Here is a 16104-nt window from a genome sequence, read left to right as displayed (position 1 = left end):
CGTTACGGCAACAACAGGTACACCGCACTCACCACCAGCAACAACGCCATGGCGCGATTGAACAGGCGCATACCCGCCGGGTTGTTCAGAAAACCGCGCAAAAACGTCCCGGCATACGCCCAACATCCGACCGATGCATAGCAGATCACCAGGTAAATCGCGGCGAACTGCCAGACCAGGCGTGCCTCGCCATCGGCGACAAACGCGCCCATGCCGGCCACGCAGGCCAGCCAGGCCTTCGGGTTGAGCCATTGCATGATGGCGCCATACAGCATCGACGGCGCCTGGGCCGACTCACTGGCCTGCACCTGCCCGTTGTCGGCCGCCAGCTTGTAGACCATGTACAACAGAAACGCCACGCCTGCCCATTGCACCACCTGGGTCAGCGCCGGCCAGCGTTGCAGCAACTCATGCAGGCCCAGGCCCATCAACACCAACAACAAGACAAACCCCAGGGTGGCCCCGGCCACGTGACGCTGGCTGGCCCGGAAGCCGAACCGTGCACCGGAACTCAACGCCACAATGTTAACCGGCCCCGGCGTGATGGAAGCGACCAGCGCAAACGCCGCCATGGACATCATCAGACTCATTGCACACCTTCTTCCATCGAATTGAACAAGGCCCTCAAGGTAAAGAGCCGAGCGGCTCGCGTATTGAAGAAAACTGCCCTGCAGCGCTATGAGTAATAGCCAACGACGTTCTTAACCTTGCCCAGGGCCACCCGCAGCGAATCCATGTCCACGGAGCCCAACGCCAGGCGTATCGCGTGCGGCACATGGGACGAAATCGCAAAGGGCTCGGCGGGCGACACCGACACCTGCTCGCGCATCAGCGCCATGGCGATCTGGTCGGCCCGGGCGTCTTCCGCCAAGGGCAGCCAGATAAAATAGGAGTTCGGGTGACTGATGATCCTGAGCCCTGCCAGCACCTCGCGGGCCAAGGCTTGCCGGGCCCGGGCGTCCGCGCGTTTTTGCGCCTCCAGTTGGCTGACGGTGCCGTCGTCGAGCCAGGCCGTGACGATGGCGGTCATCACGCCCGGAGTGTTCCAGGTGGTCGCCATGATGGTGCGTTCGAAGGCCGCGACCCATTGCGCGGGTGCGGCGATGAAACCGACGCGCAGCCCGGTGGCGACATTCTTCGACAGACCGGACACGTACACCGTCCTCTCCGGCGCCAACTCGGCCAACGGTGGCGGTACGTCTTCGGCCAGGAACGCGTAGGCCGCATCCTCGATGATCGTCAGGTCATGCTGGCGCGCAATCGCCACCAACTGCTCGCGCTGATCGAAGTCCATCACCCAGCCCAAAGGGTTGTGCAAGGTCGGCATCGAGTAGACGGCCCGTACCGATCGGCTGCGGCAGAGTTTTTCCAGCGCTGGCAGATCAGGCCCAGTATCGGTGACCGGAATCGGCAAGACTTCCAGATGCAGGGTTTCCGCCAGCGTCTTGAAACCGGGATAGGTCAACGCATCGGCGGCGATCACATCGCCGGGCTTGAGCAGCGTCATCATCGCCACCGCCAGGCCATGCTGGGCGCCGCTGACGATCAACACCTGTTCAGGCGGCACGCTCAGCCCGCGCTCAAGCAGATGGCGCGCAACCGAGGCCCGCTCGTGCAGGCGTCCCGCGTGGGGCTGGTAACGCAGGAGGGATTCCAGGTCACCGGACAACGCCAGTTGACGCAAGGCCGTGCGCAACAGGTCGGCCTGACCGGGCAACGACGGGTAGTTGAAATTCAGGTCGATCATCCCCGCCGCCACCACGTGCTGCGAGATGCCCTGCCCCGGCGGCAACGAGGTTTCCCTGACAAAGGTTCCGCGTCCGGTTTCGCCGCTGACCAGGCCCATGCCCTCCAACTCGGCATACACCCGGCTGGCGGTGACCAGTGCCAGACCGTGCTCGATTGCCAGTTGCCGGTGAGTCGGCAGGCGCGTGCCGGGCGGCAGACGCCCGGAGCGGATGTCGGCGGCAAAGGCATCCACCAGGGTCTTGTAGCGGGATCGAGGCATGTCGAGATGTATCCATGACAATTTTTTGATTGTATCAATAGTCGCTCATACGATGAGTTTCGTGCAATCAGACAATGAGCGTGAGCCAAATGGAACGGACCTCGAACCTGCAACACCGGACGCTGGAAAACAGTACCAGCGGCTGGATCAACGGCCTGATCGGCGTGGTGATCTTCAGCGGCTCGCAGCCGGCGACCCGGGTGGCGGTGCTGGAGTTTGACCCGGTGTTCCTGACGGTCGCGCGCGCGACCATCGCGGCGGTCCTGGCGCTGTGCCTGCTGTGGTTATTCAAGGAAAAACGCCCGGCGCGCCAGCAACTGATACCGCTGATCATCGTTGCCCTGGGCGTGGTCATCGGCTTTCCCCTGTTGACCGCGCTGGCGCTGCAATACGTGACGTCCGCGCACTCCATCGTCTTCGTTGGCCTGTTGCCCCTGGCGACGGCGGTGTTCGGCGTCCTGCGCGGCGGCGAGCGGCCACGGGCGGCGTTCTGGATTTTCTCGGTGCTGGGCAGCCTGCTGGTGGTCGGCTTTGCCCTGTCCCAAGGCCTGACCGCCTCCCCCCAAGGCGACATCCTGATGCTGCTGGCCATCCTCGCCTGCGGCCTGGGTTATGCCGAAGGCGCGAAGCTGTCGCGCACGCTGGGTGGCTGGCAGGTGATCAGCTGGGCGTTGGTGCTGTCGCTGCCGGTCGTGGCGGCGCTTAGCTGGACGCGCATGCCGGCTTCGTTCACCGGCATCAGCACGCCGGCCTGGTTCAGCCTGGCTTACGTCTCGCTGTTCAGCATGCTGATCGGTTTCGTGTTCTGGTATCGCGGGCTGGCCCAAGGGGGCATCGCCGCCGTTGGGCAATTGCAGCTGCTTCAGCCGTTTTTCGGGCTGACCCTGGCCGCCACCCTGCTGCATGAACATGTCAGCGTAGGCATGCTGGGTGTCACCGTCGCCGTGATCCTCTGCGTCGCCGGGGCGAAAAAGTTCGCCAGATAGCCCCGTGTACAGTGGTTTGCGCCCATGACTGTATGGGTCTGGCCAAGGGTGAGCCGTGATAAAAATAGCGCTCTTGCTACAGGAGCCCACCATGGACCTCGCCACCCTCACCCTGTTTCTGCCGGCCTGCTTCGCCCTCAACATGGCACCCGGCCCCAACAACCTGCTGTCGGTCAGCAATTCGACCCGCTATGGCTACCGCACCGCCTGTGTGGCCGGCATCGGCCGGTTGCTGGCGTTCGCCGGGATGATTGCCCTGGCCTCGGCGGGGCTGGCGGTGGTGCTGCAAACCTCCGAGCTGCTGTTCTACGCCATCAAGATCCTCGGCGCGGCCTACCTGTTCTACCTCGCCTGGCAATTGTGGCGCGCCGATCCGGGTGTCGAAAACGTGGTCACCACTGCCCCCGTGGGCACGCTGGCGCTGGCCAGGCAGGAATTCCTGGTCGCGGCCGGCAAGCCTAATGATGGGCAATGTAAAATCGTCTAATAGGCTGCTATCGGCTGACGTTCAGGCAAGTCCAGATTGCGGTTACGCCGGATGACTGCGTTGTCTCTCCGGGTAACAGGGCTTGAACAAAGCAACCAGCCCAGTCCATGCCACCACCTGATCCATCACAATCAGGAAGCGCTCGCGACGAGTTTGCTTGCGTTTTTCGGCGTACTCGGCATCGAAAAAGGTAATCTGCTTCAGGCGTCTCGGCCAGCGAGAGCGGTGCTTTTTCTTCAGATCGAATGGGGTTTGTTCAGAGTTTCCTTAGGTGAAAATCAACTAACTCAGTCGACCAACTACCTAAGCTTTAAGCAGAATAGCCACCATACTTAGCCATTGAGTTGAGCGCGCAAAAAGCGCCCACAAGAAAGCAACTCGATTCATTCCACCAAGGTCGGGGGTATCCACTCGGGCGTAGTATTTGCGCGGGCGGATAGGCGCAGGCAGGCACAGCATTGAACGCGGCAGACACTCACGCGCTTTCTTTGCCAGCAGCGCGACCAGCAAGAAGTAACGCAGTTCATCCAGCACCAAGTGTACCGGCCGCGTTACAACTCAATATAGATGCAAAGGAACAACAGCGCCAGCGCTGTGGAGTCAGCTTGCGCAGTTGCATGAGCGATCAGCCGCCGTTCCGGTTATTAATGCCAGCTCGATTCAAGCGTTAACAATCGGACTGAGCGGGCAGAATTCGATTTTAGCTGTCGCGTGCATGATGTCGGTAAGTGAGCTTCCAGTTGACGGGTGGGCAAGGGTTGGCCAGTAACGCGTACAACCCGCCCGAAGGGGCATAGGCCAAGAGCGCCCGTGCCGCCGCCCCACATAAAAACTGTACTCACGCACAGGAAGATACTCATGCACACCATTCGCAACACCTTGGTGGTGGTGGATTCGCAGCAGTCCGAGAACCTGATCCTGAATAGAGCCAAAATGATTGCCAGCGCCACCCAGTCGCACCTGCATCTGCTGGCCTGCGACAAGGGACACCACCATTCCTCCTACCTGAACGACATGCAAGCCGCCTTGGTACAGGAGGGTTATAGCGTCAGCGCCCAGCAGGCCTGGCATGGGAGTTCACACAAGACCATCATCGCCGCCCAACGGGCGCAGGGCTGTGGCCTGGTGATCAAGCAGCACCTGCCCGACACCCCGCTGATGAAGGCCCTTCTCACCCCCGAGGACTGGAAGCTACTGCGATACTGCCCCTGCCCGGTGCTTATAGTAAAAACTGCAAGACCCTGGAGCGGTGGCACCATTCTCGCGGCCATCGATGCTGGCCGCAGTGATATGGAGCATCGCGTCCTGCATTCCGGCATTGTCAGCCACGGCTACGACATCGCCGCACTGGCCGGCGGCACTCTACACATGATGAGCGCCCACCCCTACCCCATGCTTTCGGCGGCCGACCCCGTACTCCAACTCAAAGAGAGCATTCAGGCTCTCTATCGCGAACTGTGCAAGACATTCCAGGCCGAATTCGACGTCAGCGACGAACGCCTGCATATCGAGGAAGGTTCGGCCGATGTGCTGATCCCGTACATCGCGCACAAGCTCAAAGCCGTGCTCACGGTGATCGGTAGCGTAGCCCGTACCGGACTGTCCGGCGCATTGATCGGCAACACCGCCGAGATGATTCTGGACACCCTGGACAGTGACGTACTGGTGCTCAAACCGGACGACATCATTACCCATCTGGAGGAACTGGCCGCCCCATCACCCAGTACATCGGTAGATACTGCGGCATCCTCTTGGCCATATAACCACCATAATCATCGGCCACATACTTAGGAGTTAGTCAACTGCACCGGCCAACCAACTGCCTTGGCATAGCACCTCAGATCAACCATGCAGATTCACTCAGTAAGCAAGACCTGCCATCCTGCTAGTCAGCGCCAAGAAGAAGGCGAGGCCAGCCCGCACCGGAATCAGCTAGCAAACATGTCTGCTGGATGAATTGCCACGTGTTTCGTTGGCACTTGTGATCGTCGGCTTTGGGTCCAGGCTGTGTGAAAACGCACTGAATACGTCGAAAGCTGAGAGCTACGGACGTTGCCTGCGAAACCAGCAGACGGAAGCGCGAATTACCCTAGTCAGCCGCTTGATCGCCTCAAGCAGTCCCAAGATGCCGAAGATGCTCATCATTCGTTTGAGGTTGCAGGCGAGCACATGAAGGCTCATTTCGGTACTTACCCGCGGAAGTGTTTTGGTGTGGAAGTGGGTGGCTCCCATCCAGTATTTGAGCGTTACAAAAGGATGCTCAACAGTTTGACGGCGAACCTTCATCTTCCCCGGGTCAAGTTCCAACCGAACCTGCATCGCATCGATTACCGCCTCATGTTCCCAGCGCTTCACACGGCGCTCCTTACCCGTCGTACATTGCTTGTGCATTGCGCAGGACTGGCAGCCCGAGAAGTAGTAACAATGCAATAACATGCCGTCTTCCATCGACGAATGCCGCCGGGTCAGTAACTGTCCCGCAGGGCATCGATACTCGTCCGATGCAGCAACGTAGATGAAGTCCTGCTTGCCAAATCGGCCTTCGGCTTTGCTGCCCGAGATCAGGGGTTTCGGTACGAGGGTGGTGATGCCAGTCTGCTCGCAAGCAAGGATTTCCAGACCCTTGTAATAACCTCGGTCGGCTACCACCGTCAGCGACTCAGCGCCGATCTCTTCACGCGCGTGGTTCGCCATATTGCTGAGTTGCGTCCGGTCATTGCCAACATTGGTCACCTCATGGGCAATGATCAGATGGTGCTTGTCGTCGACGGCTGTTTGTACGTTATAGCCAACCGTTCCGGTGCCTCGCCCGCTCGTGGCCATTGAGCGTGCATCTGGATCGGTAAGAGAGATTTGCTGGTCTGGACTGTCATGAAGCTGCGCCTCGATGTCCTTGAGTTTCTGCATCTGCTGTTTCAGGGTTTCGATTTTTTCTTTCAGCCGCTCGGCCTTGGCCTCGGCCACTTCGGGCGTTGCCCGATACGCCGAATCCATCGCCGCCAGATAACGGTCAATGCTCTGCTCGATCTGTTGCATGCGCGCCTTCACTTTGCTCTGGGTGAAGTTACGGTCACGGTTGTTGACGGCTTTGAACTTGCTGCCATCGATGGCGATGATCGATTGAGAGAAGAGATTGAGGTTGCGACAAAGCACTACGAACTGGCGGCATACCCTGCGAATGGCTTTGCCGTTATCCTTGCGAAAGTCGGCAATGGTTTTGAAGTCTGGAGCCAAACGCCCCGTAAGCCACATCAACTCGACGTTACGCTCGGCCTCACGCTCAAGCCGGCGGCTGGACTGAATCCGATTGAGGTAGCCGTAAATATAGATCTTCAGCAAGATCGCGGGATGGTAGGCCGGACGCCCCGTTGCAGCAGGATCGACACCTTCAAACCCAAGTGCACCCAGATCGAGTTCATCGACGAAAACGTCGACCACGCGCACTGGATTTTCTTCAGCTACGTAATCGTCCAGACACTCCGGCAGCAAGGTGACTTGCGTCCGAGCCTCACCTTCAATGAATCGCTTCATGATCGCCCCCGATACGATCTCGACGATCAGAAGGTTAGACAATCACTGGCGTGTTCACACAGCCTGGACCCATAGCTGCCCGCTTCTACAAGGTTGCTGCAAGCCCCGGAGAAAATAGATCTGCCCCCTTATTGCTGGTCCCCTTATTGGTCGGACTTCCTGCTATCGCGCATGCAGCGGCTGAAATTGACCCGCTCGCATTTTCCAGGCGCGGTTGATCGGGCTCTCAGGCTTCAATGCAAGGCGCTCGGCAACCAGTGCCTCGGCAAGTGTGCGGTTGCCAAGGCGAATAGCGGCTTCGGTCAGCGTCCATGAGAAGACATCACGCTGCGCGTGACTACCGCCGAAGCGGTTGGCTTTGGCTCGTAGCGGCATCAACGACGCTATAGCCTGGGCGTAATCCCCACGACCAAACGCCACCAACCCTTCGCACGCCGGCACACCAATCTCTCTACTCATCATGGCGTTGGTACCAGTGCCAGCAGCAGCCCGCTTCAGGGTATCCAACTGCTGAGTTTGTGCACGGCTGTTTTCAGAACCCACGAATGACATCATCGCGTTCACGTCGTTAAAGGCGTAGAAGCCGTCTTCACAACGGGACTCCCATCTTTCGGCCAGTCCTTTCCACCGATCTCCAACGTCATGACCGAGCAGAGAGAGTCTCCAGAGCAGCGCTGATCCATCAAGTAGCTCAAGCGCTTGACCAAATCCACCCGCTGAAATGTCCTCATCAAAGAGACGAAACGCGCCCGCCACATCATTGGCCTCAAGGAGGAATAGCGCTTGGTGCCACCACAAATGGAAGGCAAACATGCTATTGGGAGCCCAAGCACTGGCGCTGGATGAAAGATACTTGGCCCCCTCTTCGCTACGGCCCTGCATTTCCATGACATGGGTGACGGCATGCACTGCCCAGCCATCCTGCGGGTTCAAGGCAACAGCCTCGCGCCCCTGCTCTTCGGCCTGCCGGTAATCCCCTGCCTCTTCCAGGCCAAAGGCATACATCCCTTTCACAAAGCCAAAGCCAGGAGTCTGGTTATCCCAGCGCGGCATCACACGAGCCACGCGATCACGTAGCATGTGCGAGTAACCTAGATAGAAGTCGCCCAAATGGGCGAGTTGCAGTGCCAGCAGATCGCGGGGGTGCTCCATCGAAACACGCCCCCAGGTTTCGATTGCCCGCTCCCAGTCGCCGTCGAACCAAGCGCGTACGGCATGGATATGCTGCCGCTCGCGATCATTCGCTTTCGGTGCCAACCGCTCTGCCGCGTCCAGACTTTTGAACAGCTCTGAGTCAAACGCTTTGTCGGTCGCAGTCGCAATCGCGCCAGCACGAAAGGCGTAGGCCAGCGCAAAATCCGGGTGCTGCGCGATAATTTTGTCAGCCGCCGCCAGAGGATCGGCCTGGTAGGCATGCAGCAAGTCGCAAGCGCTATCCAGAGCATCGATCGCCTCCTGCACGCCATAGGAAACAGGATTGCCACGCTTGTCGCGCTTGCTCATGGCTTCCTCCTGACCACGCCCTAAGGGCATACATGATCGAGATGTGAAGATCGCTCTCGATTGTCCCCCCGAATGTGGCTCGGAGACACTTTTCCGACGAAACGTGAATGGCTGCTTCTGGCCCAGGCTGTGTAAAAACGCCTGCATCATTTTTCAGGCCTGCGTTGCTACGTGAAATGTGCCGGAGTTCTGGTCAAATCAAGACCTGAAATTTGCGCGGGATCGCGTTATTTGACGCGATTCAGATCGCCGTTTCTGGTCGAGAACGTTTTTACACAGCCTCGGTCGAAAGCGCCCCCTCAGGTCAGGACGAAATCAAGCTGCGCCCCAGCAACCCCAAAGCCATCCTGATTTTCACCGCGTTCCTGCCGCAATTCGTCGACTCGACCCACGCCATTGCGCCGCAGTTCGTGGTGTTGGGTGCGCTGTTTCTGGTGCTGGAGTGGATTGCCATCGGCGCCTATGCCTACATGGGCCTGCACATGCGCCGCTGGTTCGCCAGGCCGTCGGGCAAGCGGATGTTCAACCGTTGCTGTGCCGGGTTGTTGTCGGCGGCGGCTTCAGTATTGCTGATGGCCAGACGCGCCTGAAGTAGATATTTTTCCCACATTGACCCGCAGTGTTCAAAGGAGCGAAATTCACTGTCGATTTTCCGGTGGAGGCCATCCATGACGCGATCTATGCTGCGCCCATGAACCTACAAAAAACGCTGCTTCCGCCCCGTGCCGAGATGGTTCGCGCCATGCTCGAGCGAGACACCTCCTACGAGGGGGTGTTCTTCACGGCGGTCAAGACCACAGGCATCTTCTGCCGTCCCGGTTGCACCGCCCGCAGCCCGAAGCCGGAGAATGTCGAGTTCTTTGCCAACGCCGAACAATGCCTGGCGGCGGGCTATCGCGCCTGCCTGCGCTGCAAACCGCTGGACACCGCCGCCAGTGCGCCGGACTGGGTGCAGACACTGTTCAAATCGGTAGACGCCGACCCGGAGCAGCGCTGGACAGACGCCCAACTACTGGCCGAAGGCATCGAACCGCTGAAACTGCGCCGCTGGTTCAAGCAGCATTTCGGCATGACCTTCCACGCCTGGCTGCGCGCCCGGCGCCTGGGCATGGCGTTGGACGGGATCAAACAGGGCGACTCCATCGACGACGTCGCCTTCGATTCCGGCTACGAGTCCCTGAGCGGATTTCGCGACGCCTTTCAAAAGTCGTTTCACATCACCCCGGGCCGCGCGGCCAACAGCGAGCCGCTGCTGTTCACTCGCCTGACCACGCCGCTGGGGCCGATGATCGCCATGGCCGAACGGCGTGGGCTGGTGCTGCTGGAGTTTCTCGACCAGGCCTCGCTGAACCCGGCGGTCGAGGCGCTGCAAAACCGTTTCGGTTATGCCGTGGCGCCGGGGCACAACGCGCATTTGCAGCAAATCGAAGAGCAATTGTCCGCGTACTTCGCCGGCACGCTCACTGAGTTCAGCGTGGCCTTGCACATGCCCGGTAGCGAGTTCTCCCGCCGGGTCTGGGCTGAACTGGCGAAGATCCCCTACGGCCGGACCACCACCTACGGCGCCATCGCGGCGAGCCTGGGCAAGCCCGGTGCCAGCCGGGCGGTGGGCCTGGCCAACGGGCATAACCGCTTATCGATTGTCGTGCCCTGCCACCGGGTGATCGGCGCCGACGGCTCGTTGACCGGCTACGCTGGAGGCCAGCCGCGCAAGGCGTTTCTGCTCAGGCTGGAAAACGCCGCGGTGCAGCTCACGGAGCAATTGGCGCTCTGATCCCCCCACAGATTTTTCATAAGGAAGGAAACTCGATGGACAGGCTCGATAATCAACTGCACCAACTGCATCAAGAAGGTTTGCTGATCCTCACCAACGTCGCCGATGCCGCCGGGGCGCGGCTGGTGGAGCAACTGGGCAACAAGGCCGTGGCCACCAGCAGCGCGGCGGTCGCCTGGGCACACGGCTATCCGGACGGCAACACCCTGCCCCTTGAGCGCCTGGTCTCGACGGTCGAGTCGATTGCCCGGGTCATTTCGGTGCCGCTGACCGTGGACATCGAGGCCGGTTATTCCGATGACCTGGAACGGGTGGCCCAGGTGGTTGACGCGGTGATCGCCGCTGGTGCGGTCGGGATCAACATCGAAGACGGTTCCTCGCCGCCGGAGTTGCTGGTACGCAAGATCGAAACCGCGCGCCAGGTGGCCGACCGACGTAACGTGAACCTGTTTATCAATGCGCGCACCGATGTCTACCTGCGGGGCCTGGTGCCCGCCGAAGACCGCGTAGCCGAAACCCTCAGGCGCGCCGCGCTGTATCAGGCGGCCGGTGCCAATGGCCTGTTTGCCGCAGGCGTTACCGCGGAGTACGAGATCAAGGCGCTGTGCCAGGGCACCTCGCTGCCACTGAATGTGCTGGGGTTCGCGGGCCTGCCGTCGCCCGAAGCACTTGAGGCACTGGGCGTACGCCGCCTGACTGCAGGTTCGGGCATCGCAGAATTCCTCTACGGCGCCATGGCCGGCATCGCCAAGAGTTTTCTGCAAACCGGCCGGTTCGATAGCCACGACCTGAAGGCTTTGACCTATGGCGAAGTGAACGCCCTGTTGAAACCGTCCGGGAAAGCCTGAGCCCATGGCCGACGGCTATCGGGCGGCCAGTGCGTTCCTGGCCGCCATCGATGAAGACTGGCGCCGCCACATCGACGCCATCGGCCCGTGCCTGCACCAGCCGCATGCGGCGCGTGACCCGTATGAGTCGCTGGTGCGGGCGATTGCCTATCAGCAACTGCACGCCAAGGCCGGCGATGCGATTGTCGGCCGGCTGCTGGCGCTGTTCGGTTCGGATTCGTTTCCCCGGCCTGAACAGATCGTCGCCACGGATTTCGACCGACTGCGCAGTTGCGGGTTTTCCGCGAGCAAGATCGCGACCATCCAGGGCATCGCCCAGGCGTCGCTGGACGGCGTGGTGCCGGATTACGCCACGGCGCTGGCCATGGACGATGAAGCGCTGATCGAACGCCTGATCACCCTGCGCGGCGTGGGTCGCTGGACCGTGGAGATGCTGCTGATCTACAGCCTGGAACGCCCGGATATCCTGCCGGCCGATGATTTTGGCGTGCGTGAAGGTTATCGACGGCTCAAAGGGCTGGAGGTGCAGCCGACGCGCAAGCAAATGATCGAGATCGGGTCGGCGTGGAGCCCTTATCGGACGGTGGCCTCCTGGTATTTGTGGCGGGTGCCCGGGCGGTAGACCGCGTTATCGTTCTTCGCGAGCAAGCCCGCTCCCACAGTTGACCGAGTTCTCAAATGGGATCGCGGTCGAATGTGGGAGCGGGCTTGCTCGCGAAGGCGTCTGCCCAGTCAATACATCACCCGAAACTGATCACAACCCCGACTTCAACCGACTGAACGCCCGGATCAACGCCCGGTTGAACGCCTTGCCATTGTCATTCTTGCTATACAACGAAGCCCTGACCGCGGCCGTCGGATACGTCCCCGGATCATTGCGAATCGCCGGGTCGACCAGATCATCCGCCGCCGTGATCGCATTGGCGTAATGGATACTGTCGGTGATCGGCGCAATCACCTCCGGGGTCATCAGATAGTCCATCAATGCCAGGCCGGCCTTCGGATGCGGCGCATCCTTGGGAATGACCATGGCGTCGAACCAGATCAGCGTGCCCTCCTTAGGAATCCGGTACTTGAGCGAATACGGCTTGCCCGCCGCCTCGGCCTGGCCCGCGGCGATGGCCACGTTGCCGTTCCACGACATCGCCACGCAGGTGTTGCCGTTGGCCAGGTCGCTGATGTTCAGGTCGTTGTCGAAGTAACGAATGTACGGCCGAATCTTCGCCAGTTGCTGCTCGGCCAGCTTCAAGTCATCGAGGTTCTGGCGGTTGATGTCCAGGCCCATGTACTTCATGACCGCCGCAAACACTTCGTTGGGATCGTTGAGCAGACTGACCCCGCAATCGGCGAATTTCGATACCACCGCCGGATCGAACAGCATCGCCCAACTGTCGGTCGGCGCGTCGGGCAGGCGCTGCTTGATCGCCTGCTCCTGGTAACCCACCCCCGTGGTGCCCCAGGCGTAAATCCCGGCATGGCGGTTGCCCGGATCGAACACCGCCATGTGCTGGCGAAACTCCTCGCCGACGCCGGCGAAATGCGGCAGTTGCTGCTTGTCGACCGTCTGCACCGCGCCACTCTCGATGGCCCGGGACAGATGCTGCCCCGCCGTCAGCACCAGATCGTAGCCACTGCGGCCGGTGAGCAGCTTGGTCTCGACGGTTTCCAGGGAGTCGAAGTGGTCGACCACCACATGGATGCCGGTTTTTGCTTCAAAATTCTTCAAGGTGTCCGGGGCCAGGTACTCGCCCCATATGTACAGGTTGACCACCGGTTTGGTGGTGTCGGCGGCCTGCACACACAGGGGTGCAAGCACCAGCAGTATTGCTTGAGTCAGTTTGTGCAGGCCCACGGTCACGCTCCTTTCTTGTTGGCGTGGGCGGCGGCGTACTGCGGCATGGTGATGCACGCGACGTTGCCGCCACCGAGGAGGATTTCCCGGGAGTTTTCGATGCCGACGATGCTGTGTTTCGGGAACAGCTCGGCCAGGGTCGCCAGCGCCACCTTGTCGTTGCGATCACCGAACAACGGCACCACGATGGAACTGTTGCCGGCGTAGTAGTTGATGTACGACGCGCAGATCTTCGTCCCGGCCTGGCGGGTATGGGTGCTGTCCTGCTGGTCCAGGCCTTCGGCTTCTTCGGCAGTCCACTCCAGTACATCCGGCTGCGGCAGCTTGTGCACGATCAACTCGCGGCCGCGACTGTCGCGGGTACTGCGCAGGATGTCGTAGGCCTCCTGATAGATTTCCCACTGCGGGTCGTCGCGATTGTCGGTCCATTGCAGCACCACCTCCCCAGGCCGCACGAAACACGCGAGGTCGTCGACATGGCCATCGGTTTCGTCGAACTTGCAGCCCCGTGGCAGCCAGATCACCTGCTCGGCGCCGAGGTAATCGGTCAGGCGACGGGTGACTTCGGCCTTGCCCAGGTGCTGGTTGCGATTGCGGTTGAGCAGGCATTGTTCGGTGGTCAGGATGCTGCCCTGGCCGTCGCTCTGGATGCCGCCAAGTTCGGCGATCAACGGTGCGCGATAGCGGTCGAAGCGTTCAATTTCGAGGATCTTGCCAGCGATCTGGTCGTCCTTGTCCCACGGATAGTACAGGCCGCCGTCGAGGCCGCCGTAGGCGTTGAATTCGAAGTCGACGCCGCGCACTTCGCCGCTCTGGTCATTGACCACAAAGCACGGGCCGCTGTCGCGGAACCAGGTGTCGTTGCAGGTCATTTCCACCACGCGCACTTGCGGCGGCAGCTGCCGGCGCGCGGTGGCGAACTGTGCCGCCGAGGCGCACACGGTGACCGGTTCGCTCATCGAAATGGCGGTGACGATCTGCACCCAGACTTTCTGCGCAGGCTTGGCCCCGTTGCGCCAGACGTCGGTGCGCTCCGGCCAACCGAGCCAGCAACCGGACTTGGCTTCGAATTCGCCGGGCAGACGGAAACCGTCCAGTTTGGGAGTAGTGTCGAGCAAGCGGGCCATGGTCAAACCTCTTCAACATGGATTGGAATGACCACAGGCTAAGGGCGTTGGCGACTGGCTCGCCAACGATGATTATTTCGGAATACTTGAATCTAACTCATCAATCGAGCAACTGATCGTTGAACCATTCCAGCATCTGCGCCACCGCCGGACGCTCCAGCCGCAGCCGCTCGCACACCAGCGCGTATTGGCCCAGCGCAGTCATACTCGAGGTGAACGGCCGTACCAGCCGCCCGCTGAGCAAATCTTCCTGGGCCGTCAGGTTGTCGCCCATGGCCACGCCCTGCCCTTGGGCCGCGGCCTCCAGCGCCAGCCCCGCATGGGCGAAATACAGTTGACGGTCGGGGCGCTGGTCGCCGGCATGGCTGGTGAGCCACGCGGTCCAGGTCTTGCCGTCCTGGTCGTCGTGCAACAGGCAGTGGCGGGCCAGGTCCTTCGGGGTTTTCAGCGTGCCCTGGTTGAACAGGCCGGGGCTGCACACCGGGAAGAACTGCAACGCCGGCAGCGGCCGGACAAAATACGCGGTACTGTCCACTGGGCCGGTGCCATAGGTGATCGCCAGGTCGATGTCTTCCCCGGGCGCCGTGGCGTCGATCGGTTGTTCGTACAGATGCAAGGTGATGTGCGGGTAGCGCGCGTAGAAATCCGTGAGCCGGCTCATCAGCCACTTTTGCGCCAGCTCGGCGGTGACCGCCAGACGTAACACCGCCAGGGATGAAGGGTCGCGCAGTTCATCACAGGCATCGCCAATCAGTTCGAAAGCCTGCTGCAAGCTCTGCATCAGGCGCCCGGCGGCCAGGGTCGGGCGAATCTGACGGCCCTCGCGCACGAACAACGGCACGCCGAGCTGCTCTTCGAGTTGGCGAATCTGGTGGCTGACCGCGCTGTCGGTGACACACAACTCAGCCGCCGCCCGACCGAAATGGGCGTGGCGGGCGGCGCATTCGAAGGTTCGCAGGGCTGCCAGGGAAGGTAGTCGTCGCATCAGGTCATGTCCCGGTTTCGAGGGGGACATGCTGACTTGGCCTTTGGTGGGCGTCCAGTGGGACCGCGTTTTCGTTCATCGTCGGAGCGCCGCCCGGAGCAAGCTCGCTCCCACAGGGGAGCGCGTCGAACACCGATTTTTCGCTCACCACAGATCCACTGTGGGAGATTCTATGTTGCAGGGGAACCCTGCAGCCTTAGATTCGGCTGGTATTCGCTCTGGTTTTTCATGAGGGCGCCTGCCATCGGTGAAGTGTTCATCGCCCGGGGCCGGGTGGTGAAGGCCGGCAAGAAGCAGGTGTTCGCCCGCGCCGAGCTGTTCGCGCAAACCGGTGATCAACTGAAACTGGTGGCGACCGGCGACGCGATCCTGGTGCCGGTCGAGTAGCCCGGACGGTCTAGGCTGTTCCGGGTACGTTCCAGACAACCGGAGATTCTCATGCAACTCGAAGGTTCCTGCCATTGCGGCGCGGTGTCGTTCAGTTTGACCTGCGCCCACCCCTACCCTTACCAGCGCTGCTACTGCTCGATCTGCCGCAAGACTCAGGGCGGTGGTGGCTATGCGATCAACCTCGGTGGCGATGCCGCCAGCCTCAAGGTTCGCGGGCGCAAGCACATCGCGATTTACCATGCGCGGCTCAAGGAAGACGGCGACAAACGCGCCCACAGCAGTACCGCCGAACGGCATTTCTGCTCGGTCTGCGGCTCGGGCCTGTGGTTGTTCAGTCCGCAGTGGCCGGAGTTGATTCACCCGTTCGCCTCGGCCATCGACACCCCGCTGCCGGTGCCGCCGGAACACACGCACCTGATGTTGGGTTCAAAGGCATCATGGGTAGAAGTCGAGGCGCAGCCCGGAGATCTACAGTTCGATGTGTACCCCGAAGAGTCCATTGCGCAATGGCATGAACGGCTGGGTTTGAGCCGTTAGCTTTTGTGTTGCTGATGGCCCCTTCGCGAGCAAGCCCGCTCCCACATTCGACCGTGATCCCATCCGAGAACTCGGT

General features: G+C 61.0%; 15 protein-coding genes and 3 pseudogenes. 9 read left to right on the top strand and 9 right to left on the bottom strand.

Annotation, left to right across the window (positions count from 1 at the left end; all coding sequences use genetic code 11):
• Nucleotides 1–2: 2 nt before the first annotated feature.
• Together AC3IP0_RS12190 and AC3IP0_RS12185 are read right to left on the bottom strand one after the other, a co-directional pair.
• The gene (locus AC3IP0_RS12190; protein WP_489319415.1) at nt 3–590 is read right to left on the bottom strand and encodes a LysE family translocator; all 588 of its coding nucleotides are present in this window, start codon (nt 588–590) and stop codon (nt 3–5) included.
• 86 nt (nt 591–676) lie between these two features.
• Nucleotides 677–2008, bottom strand: a complete 1332-nt coding sequence (locus tag AC3IP0_RS12185; RefSeq protein ID WP_489319414.1) for an aminotransferase-like domain-containing protein — start codon at nt 2006–2008, stop codon at nt 677–679.
• 89 nt (nt 2009–2097) lie between these two features.
• Here AC3IP0_RS12185 and AC3IP0_RS12180 point away from each other — a divergent pair, with 89 nt between their 5' ends.
• Both AC3IP0_RS12180 and AC3IP0_RS12175 read left to right on the top strand, forming a co-directional pair.
• Nucleotides 2098–2994: a DMT family transporter gene (locus AC3IP0_RS12180; RefSeq protein ID WP_489319413.1), complete on the top strand. Its 897-nt coding sequence runs from the start codon at nt 2098–2100 to the stop codon at nt 2992–2994.
• 91 nt (nt 2995–3085) lie between these two features.
• Nucleotides 3086–3454: pseudogene (locus AC3IP0_RS12175) on the top strand (LysE family translocator); the annotation flags it as partial.
• A gap of 72 nt (nt 3455–3526) precedes the next feature.
• Here AC3IP0_RS12175 and AC3IP0_RS12170 read toward each other — a convergent pair.
• Together AC3IP0_RS12170 and AC3IP0_RS12165 are read right to left on the bottom strand one after the other, a co-directional pair.
• Nucleotides 3527–3685, bottom strand: a pseudogene (locus AC3IP0_RS12170) (IS5/IS1182 family transposase); the annotation flags it as partial.
• Between the two features lie 99 nt (nt 3686–3784).
• Nucleotides 3785–4015 carry a hypothetical protein gene (locus AC3IP0_RS12165; RefSeq protein ID WP_489319412.1) on the bottom strand — a complete coding sequence of 77 codons (231 nt, stop codon included), beginning with the start codon at nt 4013–4015 and terminating at the stop codon, nt 3785–3787.
• Nucleotides 4016–4339: 324 nt separating this feature from the next.
• On the opposite strand from AC3IP0_RS12165, the gene AC3IP0_RS12160 reads away from it, so the two are divergent.
• The gene (locus tag AC3IP0_RS12160) at nt 4340–5272 is read left to right on the top strand and encodes a universal stress protein (RefSeq protein WP_489319411.1); all 933 of its coding nucleotides are present in this window, start codon (nt 4340–4342) and stop codon (nt 5270–5272) included.
• A 252-nt stretch (nt 5273–5524) separates the two neighbouring features.
• Here AC3IP0_RS12160 and AC3IP0_RS12155 read toward each other — a convergent pair whose 3' ends face one another.
• Both AC3IP0_RS12155 and AC3IP0_RS12150 read right to left on the bottom strand, forming a co-directional pair.
• The gene (locus AC3IP0_RS12155) at nt 5525–7012 is read right to left on the bottom strand and encodes an IS1182 family transposase (protein ID WP_489319410.1); all 1488 of its coding nucleotides are present in this window, start codon (nt 7010–7012) and stop codon (nt 5525–5527) included.
• Between the two features lie 162 nt (nt 7013–7174).
• Nucleotides 7175–8515: a tetratricopeptide repeat protein gene (locus tag AC3IP0_RS12150; protein WP_489327504.1), complete on the bottom strand. Its 1341-nt coding sequence runs from the start codon at nt 8513–8515 to the stop codon at nt 7175–7177.
• 329 nt (nt 8516–8844) lie between these two features.
• Between AC3IP0_RS12150 and AC3IP0_RS12145 the strand changes: the two are divergent.
• The 4 genes and pseudogenes from AC3IP0_RS12145 to AC3IP0_RS12130 form a co-directional block, all read left to right on the top strand.
• Nucleotides 8845–9105: pseudogene (locus AC3IP0_RS12145) on the top strand (LysE family translocator); the annotation flags it as partial.
• A gap of 101 nt (nt 9106–9206) precedes the next feature.
• Nucleotides 9207–10289, top strand: a complete 1083-nt coding sequence (locus AC3IP0_RS12140) for a bifunctional transcriptional activator/DNA repair enzyme AdaA (RefSeq protein ID WP_489319408.1) — start codon at nt 9207–9209, stop codon at nt 10287–10289.
• Between the two features lie 35 nt (nt 10290–10324).
• Nucleotides 10325–11137, top strand: coding sequence for an isocitrate lyase/PEP mutase family protein (locus AC3IP0_RS12135; RefSeq protein ID WP_489319407.1), 813 nt, complete (start codon nt 10325–10327; stop codon nt 11135–11137).
• Nucleotides 11138–11141: 4 nt separating this feature from the next.
• Complete coding sequence (locus AC3IP0_RS12130) at nt 11142–11759, top strand: DNA-3-methyladenine glycosylase family protein (RefSeq protein ID WP_489319406.1); 618 nt, start codon at nt 11142–11144, stop codon at nt 11757–11759.
• Between the two features lie 132 nt (nt 11760–11891).
• Here the strand turns inward: AC3IP0_RS12130 and AC3IP0_RS12125 are convergent, their stop codons facing one another.
• The 3 genes from AC3IP0_RS12125 to AC3IP0_RS12115 form a co-directional block, all read right to left on the bottom strand.
• Nucleotides 11892–12989 (bottom strand): extracellular solute-binding protein, encoded by a 1098-nt coding sequence (locus AC3IP0_RS12125; RefSeq protein WP_489319405.1) that lies wholly within the window; start codon nt 12987–12989, stop codon nt 11892–11894.
• A 2-nt stretch (nt 12990–12991) separates the two neighbouring features.
• Complete coding sequence (gene aguA, locus AC3IP0_RS12120) at nt 12992–14116, bottom strand: agmatine deiminase (protein WP_489319404.1); 1125 nt, start codon at nt 14114–14116, stop codon at nt 12992–12994.
• A gap of 100 nt (nt 14117–14216) precedes the next feature.
• Nucleotides 14217–15101: a LysR substrate-binding domain-containing protein gene (locus AC3IP0_RS12115; RefSeq protein WP_090454991.1), complete on the bottom strand. Its 885-nt coding sequence runs from the start codon at nt 15099–15101 to the stop codon at nt 14217–14219.
• A 228-nt stretch (nt 15102–15329) separates the two neighbouring features.
• Here AC3IP0_RS12115 and AC3IP0_RS12110 point away from each other — a divergent pair, with 228 nt between their 5' ends.
• Both AC3IP0_RS12110 and AC3IP0_RS12105 read left to right on the top strand, forming a co-directional pair.
• Entirely contained in the window at nt 15330–15488 is a 159-nt protein-coding gene (locus AC3IP0_RS12110) for a hotdog family protein (RefSeq protein WP_489319403.1), read from the top strand.
• A 51-nt stretch (nt 15489–15539) separates the two neighbouring features.
• Nucleotides 15540–16028, top strand: coding sequence for a GFA family protein (locus tag AC3IP0_RS12105; RefSeq protein ID WP_489319402.1), 489 nt, complete (start codon nt 15540–15542; stop codon nt 16026–16028).
• Nucleotides 16029–16104: the final 76 nt, after the last annotated feature.

The organism is Pseudomonas sp. GL_103, assembly GCF_057835175.1.
Note: the sequence above shows the minus strand (reverse complement) of the source record. Positions and strands in the feature narration are given on the sequence as shown.

What these genes read in the sequence shown, in the direction of transcription:
- AC3IP0_RS12190 (WP_489319415.1), bottom strand. Translation starts at nt 590, where the DNA reads ATGAGTCTGATGATGTCCATGGCGGCGTTTGCGCTGGTCGCTTCCATC.
- AC3IP0_RS12135 (WP_489319407.1), top strand. Translation starts at nt 10,325, where the DNA reads ATGGACAGGCTCGATAATCAACTGCACCAACTGCATCAAGAAGGTTTG.
- AC3IP0_RS12180 (WP_489319413.1), top strand. Translation starts at nt 2,098, where the DNA reads ATGGAACGGACCTCGAACCTGCAACACCGGACGCTGGAAAACAGTACC.
- AC3IP0_RS12115 (WP_090454991.1), bottom strand. Translation starts at nt 15,101, where the DNA reads ATGCGACGACTACCTTCCCTGGCAGCCCTGCGAACCTTCGAATGCGCC.
- AC3IP0_RS12160 (WP_489319411.1), top strand. Translation starts at nt 4,340, where the DNA reads ATGCACACCATTCGCAACACCTTGGTGGTGGTGGATTCGCAGCAGTCC.
- AC3IP0_RS12185 (WP_489319414.1), bottom strand. Translation starts at nt 2,008, where the DNA reads ATGCCTCGATCCCGCTACAAGACCCTGGTGGATGCCTTTGCCGCCGAC.
- AC3IP0_RS12105 (WP_489319402.1), top strand. Translation starts at nt 15,540, where the DNA reads ATGCAACTCGAAGGTTCCTGCCATTGCGGCGCGGTGTCGTTCAGTTTG.
- aguA (WP_489319404.1), bottom strand. Translation starts at nt 14,116, where the DNA reads ATGGCCCGCTTGCTCGACACTACTCCCAAACTGGACGGTTTCCGTCTG.
- AC3IP0_RS12110 (WP_489319403.1), top strand. Translation starts at nt 15,330, where the DNA reads ATGAGGGCGCCTGCCATCGGTGAAGTGTTCATCGCCCGGGGCCGGGTG.
- AC3IP0_RS12150 (WP_489327504.1), bottom strand. Translation starts at nt 8,515, where the DNA reads ATGAGCAAGCGCGACAAGCGTGGCAATCCTGTTTCCTATGGCGTGCAG.
- AC3IP0_RS12155 (WP_489319410.1), bottom strand. Translation starts at nt 7,012, where the DNA reads ATGAAGCGATTCATTGAAGGTGAGGCTCGGACGCAAGTCACCTTGCTG.
- AC3IP0_RS12130 (WP_489319406.1), top strand. Translation starts at nt 11,142, where the DNA reads ATGGCCGACGGCTATCGGGCGGCCAGTGCGTTCCTGGCCGCCATCGAT.
- AC3IP0_RS12140 (WP_489319408.1), top strand. Translation starts at nt 9,207, where the DNA reads ATGAACCTACAAAAAACGCTGCTTCCGCCCCGTGCCGAGATGGTTCGC.